This is a genomic window from Dietzia sp. DQ11-38-2 (genome assembly GCF_014145055.1).
Taxonomy (GTDB): Bacteria; Actinomycetota; Actinomycetes; order Mycobacteriales; family Mycobacteriaceae; genus Dietzia.
The window spans coordinates 1-5,941 of sequence record NZ_JAALDW010000205.1 but is presented as its reverse complement, the minus strand read 5'-3'; the positions used below and the strand labels follow the sequence as shown (position 1 = coordinate 5,941).

Genomic DNA, 5,941 nt, shown 5'->3' with positions numbered 1-5,941 from the left:
CCGGTCCTCCGCGCGACACCTGCTCAGTTCCTCCTCCGCCGTTGCCGCCTCCGCGACCGGATCCGGTGAACCGCCGTCGCCCGGTTCACCGGCGCCTGTGGGGCCGTCGGTCGAGTCCGCAGGCGCATCCTCATGAGACGCCACCGCCGCGGCGAGGGCCTCCCGACGTCGGGCCAGGTCTTCGGGGGTGTCCCCGTTGAGCAGGTCGGCCCTGCGTCGCCGGTGCGCCGCGAGGTCGGCCCGGAGTCCCTCGGCCCGTCGTTCGCGCGTCTCCGCCTCGGCGAGCGAAGCGCAGCCACAATCGAGCAGTAACTCTTCGAGGCGGGCCCTGGCCGTCGACTCCGCGCGGCGGACGGCGTCGGTGTCCCCGGCGGGGACGACGGTCAGCGACACCGTTCCCACCCGGAACACGGTGTCCTCGACGATCTCGCGCTCCCAGCCCACGGACGCATCGATCGTCTCCTCGCCGATGCGGGCCGTCCCCTCGCCGGCAACTGTCACCGTCGGGGCGCTGGCCGCGCTCCGGACCACGGCTTCGCGTAAGGATGCCTCCGCGGCGCGGATCCGGTCGACGGTGCCGCCGGGGAGGTCGATGGCCGCGAGCTCTGCCTCGGTAGCGGCGAGCTCCCGCCCGACAGAACCGAGGGTCTCGAGAAGAGAATCGAGGCCCGACAGGTCCGCGCGACGCCGAGCCTGCTCGCGAGCGTCCCGATCCGCGTCGGCCAGTCTGCGAGCTCTGGTGACCCGTTCCTCGGCCGCCTCCAGGGCAGCTCGCGCCTCACTCGCCCTGCTCTCGGCCGGCTCCAGTCGCCGCGCCGCATCCTCGGTGGCATCGCGCAGCTCGGTTTCCCGGATCACCGCCTCCCCGCGGAGCGCGATGAGGCTCGCGCGCTCCCGCTGGAGCCGGGTCGCCGCATCGTACGCGGCCGCGGCGCGGTCGACCTCGGCCTCCGCAGCTCTCAGTGCCTCCCGTAACCGGTCCACCGACCGTCCCGACTCCTCCAATCGCGCCACCTCCAGCTCGACGGCCTCGAGGGAGGAACGACGGCTGGCGTGGACGGCCGAGTGGTGGGCGTGTTCGGTCACCGCGGCATCGAGCTCGGCCAGTCTCGCCCTGGCCTCGGCCAGGGCGGACCGTGCGTCAGTGAGCCTGGTCTCGGACCGCGCGAGGTCACCGGTCGGTTCTCCCCGTCGCGCCGTGAGATAGCGGTGACGCTCCTCGGCGACCCGCGTGAGCAGGGTGTCGTCGCCGGTGGGATCGGCGCCACCGGCTGCGGTGTCCAGGGCTCGCCTCAGCGACTCCATCCCCTTGCCCGCCTCCACCTGGCCGATGGGTTCGTCCTGGGCGATGCGGAGAGCCCTCCACAGAGACCTGTCGACCCTGCGGTCGAGGACGTCCCGCACGTAGTCGTGGGCGTCGTCGCCCGTCAGTGCCACCTTCGCCGACTCGGGGAACTCGAGCGTGGTGCGCTTTCCGCGGACGAATTCCTTGCGGTACCGCATCCGCTCGCGGTCCACGGTGAATTCCGCCTCCACCACCACCGGAACGTCACGGCCCACCGGGCTGGCCGCCTTGATCTCCGCCCGCCCGGAGGACGCCTTGTGTTCGAGGAGCATCTCCAGCGCGTCCATGAGGCTCGTCTTCCCGGACTCGTTGGGGCCCTCGATCACGAACACACCGCGAGGGGGCACCTGCACCTCCTCCCGGGCCACCCCACGGAAGTCCTCGACACGGAGTCGGTGCAGGATCATCGGTTGCCTCCGTCCACGAGCCGGTGGAGCAGACTGAGAGCGTTGCCCGCGTCCTCGGAGTCCGATCCGTCCGAAGCCGCCAACCCCACGAGGTCCTGCACGGCACGCTCGGCGTAACCGTCGACCATCCCGGCAAAGTCCGAGTCGTCGGCGCGGACCACGAGATGCGTGAGCCGCTCCCGCAGGTAGGCCGCCGCGAACAATTCCGCCCACGTCTCCAGGAGATCGTCGATCCTGGCGCGCAGGGCCACGTCCACGGTCCCGGTGAGACCCAGTTTGAGGACCGTCCTGGGTTTGTCCCGTACGGCCTCGATGCCCTCGGCGAGCGCGTCGAGGTCCGAGTCGGTCTCGATTTCCGCGGTGATCGCGAGAAACGACCATCGCCCGGTCCGCACCGGTGTGACCAGGCAACTGCCCGTGCCACCGGTCGACCCCTCCGCCCCGAGCTCGACGAGGAGTGCATGACCGGACGCCTTCTCCACATCATCGAAGGCCGTGGTCTCCGGGCTGCCCGGGTACCAGATCCGGTCGCCTGCCCCTACACGGGTGACGGAATGCCTGTCGCCGAGCGCCACGTAGTCGACCAGACCCGACCCGACGGCGGCCTCGAGGTCCGCGACGCGGATGGCCTCGACGGACGGTGAGTCTCCGCCGTAGACCTCATCGGTACCGCCGTGTGCGACGAGCACTCTCAGGTTGTCCGTCGGTTCGAGGTCGCCGAGAAGAGCGGGAAGCCGGGCGGGATCCGGGCGTTTCGAGGTCCACGGGACCCCCACCACCTCGATTCCGGGACGCACCTCGACGGGGTCGGAGTCGCAGAGGACGGTGACGGCCCCGCCCTCCACCGCCGATGAGAAGTCCCGACACCGCAGGACCGAGGAGACGTCGAGCGGGTCGTGGTTTCCGGGAAGGATCAGCACCGGCACGGGGAAGGCGGCGAGAACCTCCGCGGCACGGAGCACGATCGAGCGGGGGACCGCGTTGTCCTCGAACGCGTCACCGGCGACGACGACGAACTCGGCGCCGTGCTCGACGGCCAGATCCCCCAGCGACGCCACCGCGGCGAGACGGTCCGCGGTGTACACCGCCTGCGACTCCGTACCGAGAAATCGCCGGGTCATCCCCAACTGCCAGTCCGCCGAATGAAGGAATCGGATCATGCCGCCGCCCCGTCGCCTGTCCATGGCCGCATCGTAGGTCGACGCTCCGACACGGTCTCCTCGGGATGCACCCCGGGTGCGCCGATCACGGGTACCGGTACCGGGTGAAGGCATCGAGAAAGTCCTCGAGGTCGGCCACCACACGCAACTGCTCGAGCGGGTCCCCGGTCGCCGCGGCGGCGAGTCTCCTGGTGACCGGCGCGTCGAGCAGGTCCTCGAGACCTGCCGGGGCCGGTGTGGGAAGCGCGGGGAGCAGCGGATCACGCCCCCACAGGCCGTCCTCCACATCGAACGCGATCGCGCCGGTGTCCCCCTCGGCGTGCCCTCCCAGCACCGCGCCGACCGCCCCGGCGCTCAGTCCCCGGAGCGCGAACATCACCTCGGGTGTGGCGTCCCACCACTCCACCAGGACGTAAGCGGCGGACAGGACATGCCGGCAGGGGCCGGGTTGTACCGGACAGCGGCACGTGAACCGGGTGGCACCGTGGACCGCCGGGAGCAGCAGGAACCCGACGGTGTCGGAGAACTCACCGGCGAGCGCGCGCAGAACTCCCCCGTCCTCGCCCCGGAGCGCCACCCGCAGAGCCTCGGTGTCCTTGGTGTCGAGCGGGGAGAACTCGAACTCCACCGTGAACGGGTCCGCTTGGCTTCCGTCGACGTCGCATCGCACGATCCGGCCCGAGTGCTCGAGCGAGAGCACCCGTCCCTCGCGCGCATCCCTGCGGCCGAGGGACACCTCGCCGCGGGTCGCACCGGACTCGATGTCCGAGGACCACCGGCGACTCCACATGTGCGTCCCGAACGCGCCGGCCCTCGACCTGGTGGGGATGCCCACCCCCCCGCCCGCACCCCGCCGGCTCACTCGTCGTCCCTCCCCTCGCCTGTCAGCGCGACGAGAGAGGCGAGGTCCGCATCGGTGAGGTCGGTGAGCACGCCCGCGAGGGGCCCCAGTGTCAGATCCGCCAGCTCGCGTTTGGATTCGAGCAGCTCGTCGATGCGGTCCTCGACCGTCCCCGGGGCCACGAGGGTCCGGATCTGGACGGGACGGGTCTGACCGATCCGGTGCACCCGGTCGGTCGCCTGGTTCTCCAAGGCGGGGTTCCACCACCGGTCCAGATGCACCACGTGGTTGGCCTCCGTCAGCGTGAGCCCGGTCCCGCCCGCCCGGAGTGACGCGAGCATCAGCGGCGGCCCCTGCGGGCTCTGGAACACCTCGACCATCGACGCCCGACCGCCTGCGGTGACGCCCCCGTGGAGGAAGGGCACCCCTGTCGCCGCGCGACGCTCGAGCAGCGGGAGGATGAGGTCCCCGAAAGCCCGGTACTGGGTGAACAACAGGACCTTCTCCCCCGCGTCGAGGATCTCGGTGAGGACCTCGTCCAGTGCCGCCAGTTTGCCGGACCGGTGTCGCCCACCCCGCAGCAGCGAGGACCCGTCCCCGAGATAGTGCGAAGGATGGTTGCAGACCTGCTTGAGCGCGCTGAGACCGGACAGGATCGCACCCTTGCGGGACGCTCCCTCAGACTCCCTGACCTGCTCCATCATGTCCTCGACGACCGCCTGGTACAGCGTCGCCTGCTCACGGGTCAGGGGGGCGTCGACCCTGATGTGTTGCTTGGCCGGGAGATCCGCGGCCACGGCCGGGTCCGACTTGAGCCGACGCAGGACGAACGGGGCCGCCAGGGCGCGCAACCGGGTGGCCGCGGCCTCGTCTCTGTGCGATTCGATGGGGACCGCGAACCGGGCGCGGAAGGTGCTGGCCGACCCGAGCAACCCAGGGTTGGCGAAGTCGAACACCGCCCGCAGTTCGTCCAACCTGTTCTCCACCGGGGTCCCGGTGAGCGCGATCCGGTGCCGGGCGGGGATGGAGCGGATCGCGCGGGACACCGCGGTCGCCGGGTTCTTGACGGTCTGGGCCTCGTCGGCGACCACGCGTCGCCACTCCACCCCGGACAGCAGGTCGACGTCCCGGGTGGCCGTTCCATAGGAGGTCAGGACGAGATCCGAGTCCGTCATCCGCGCGGCGGCGCCCTCCCCCCGGCCGCGTCCCTGACCATGGTGGACGTGGACCCGGAGCTCCGGGGCGAACCTCGAGGCCTCACGCTCCCACGTGGACACCAGGGTCAGGGGCGCGACCACCAGGGTGGGACCGGACCCCCCGGTCGCGTGTTCGGTCGCCGTGAGCGCGAGGACCTGCATCGTCTTGCCGAGCCCCATGTCGTCGGCCAGGACCGCGCCGGTGCCGGCCCGCGAGAGGGCCGCGAGCCACCTGACGCCGTCCAGTTGATACGGCCGCAGGGAGGCCCGGAACCACTCCGGCAGCGCGATCGGCGACGACGACGAGGGGATCCAGTCGAGGGTGGTGGGCGCCTCGACCTCGACGCCCTCCGCCTCGTCGGACATCAGTGCCGCGACGAGAGCCGGGGCTGTCGTCCTCTGACCTCGCCTGGCCGCGAGGAAGCGAGCCGCCCGTCGGAGCGCGCCGGGATCGGCGCGGACCCACTGTCCACGGAGCTTGACCAGATCCGAGGCGGCGTCGAGCAGCATCCGGGCCTCGGTGGCGTCCAGCGGGCTGTCGTCGACCACCAGCTCCCAGTCCACATCCGCCAGCTGTTCGAGCCCGAGTCGGTGCCCCGAGTCCACCGACTCGGTCCCGGGCTCCGTGACGGTCGCCCTCACCGCGGTTCTGACCCTCGTCCAGGATCTCGGGAGGAGGACCTCGATCCCACGGCCACGGAGCGCCTCGACGCCCTCGTCGACCAGGTCGACCACGAGGTCGGTCGGGAGCAGCAGATCGGGAGCGCCGGCCGCCTGGGTGGCGCGGGACAGCGGCGGCCACGAGCGGACCGCCCGCGCCACCACATCACGTACGGGCCCGTCCACCGAGGAGGTGTCGGCGAGATCGGAGAACGGACGGAGCGAATCCGCGCCCGTCCGGACGAGCACCTGGAACCGCCAGACGACGCCGACGTCCGAGGACTCCTCCGCGCGACCCCCGACGGTGGCGCCGTCCACCGTGTCCCCGTCCA

General features: G+C 71.5%; 4 protein-coding genes. All 4 read right to left on the bottom strand.

What is annotated here, in order from left to right; genetic code table 11:
* Nucleotides 1-1,752: ATP-binding protein (locus G6026_RS07590; RefSeq protein WP_182612816.1), on the bottom strand; the 1,752-nt coding region annotated here is incomplete at its 3' end.
* Complete coding sequence (locus G6026_RS07585; protein WP_182612815.1) at nucleotides 1,749-2,936, bottom strand: metallophosphoesterase; 1,188 nt, start codon at nucleotides 2,934-2,936, stop codon at nucleotides 1,749-1,751. The genes G6026_RS07585 and G6026_RS07590, both read right to left, overlap by 4 nt.
* A gap of 61 nt (nucleotides 2,937-2,997) precedes the next feature.
* The gene (locus G6026_RS07580) at nucleotides 2,998-3,774 is read right to left on the bottom strand and encodes a hypothetical protein (RefSeq protein ID WP_309230201.1); all 777 of its coding nucleotides are present in this window, start codon (nucleotides 3,772-3,774) and stop codon (nucleotides 2,998-3,000) included.
* Nucleotides 3,771-5,941, bottom strand: a 2,171-nt coding sequence (locus tag G6026_RS07575; protein WP_182612814.1) for a DEAD/DEAH box helicase, incomplete at its 5' end; no start/stop codon positions are given. The genes G6026_RS07580 and G6026_RS07575, both read right to left, overlap by 4 nt.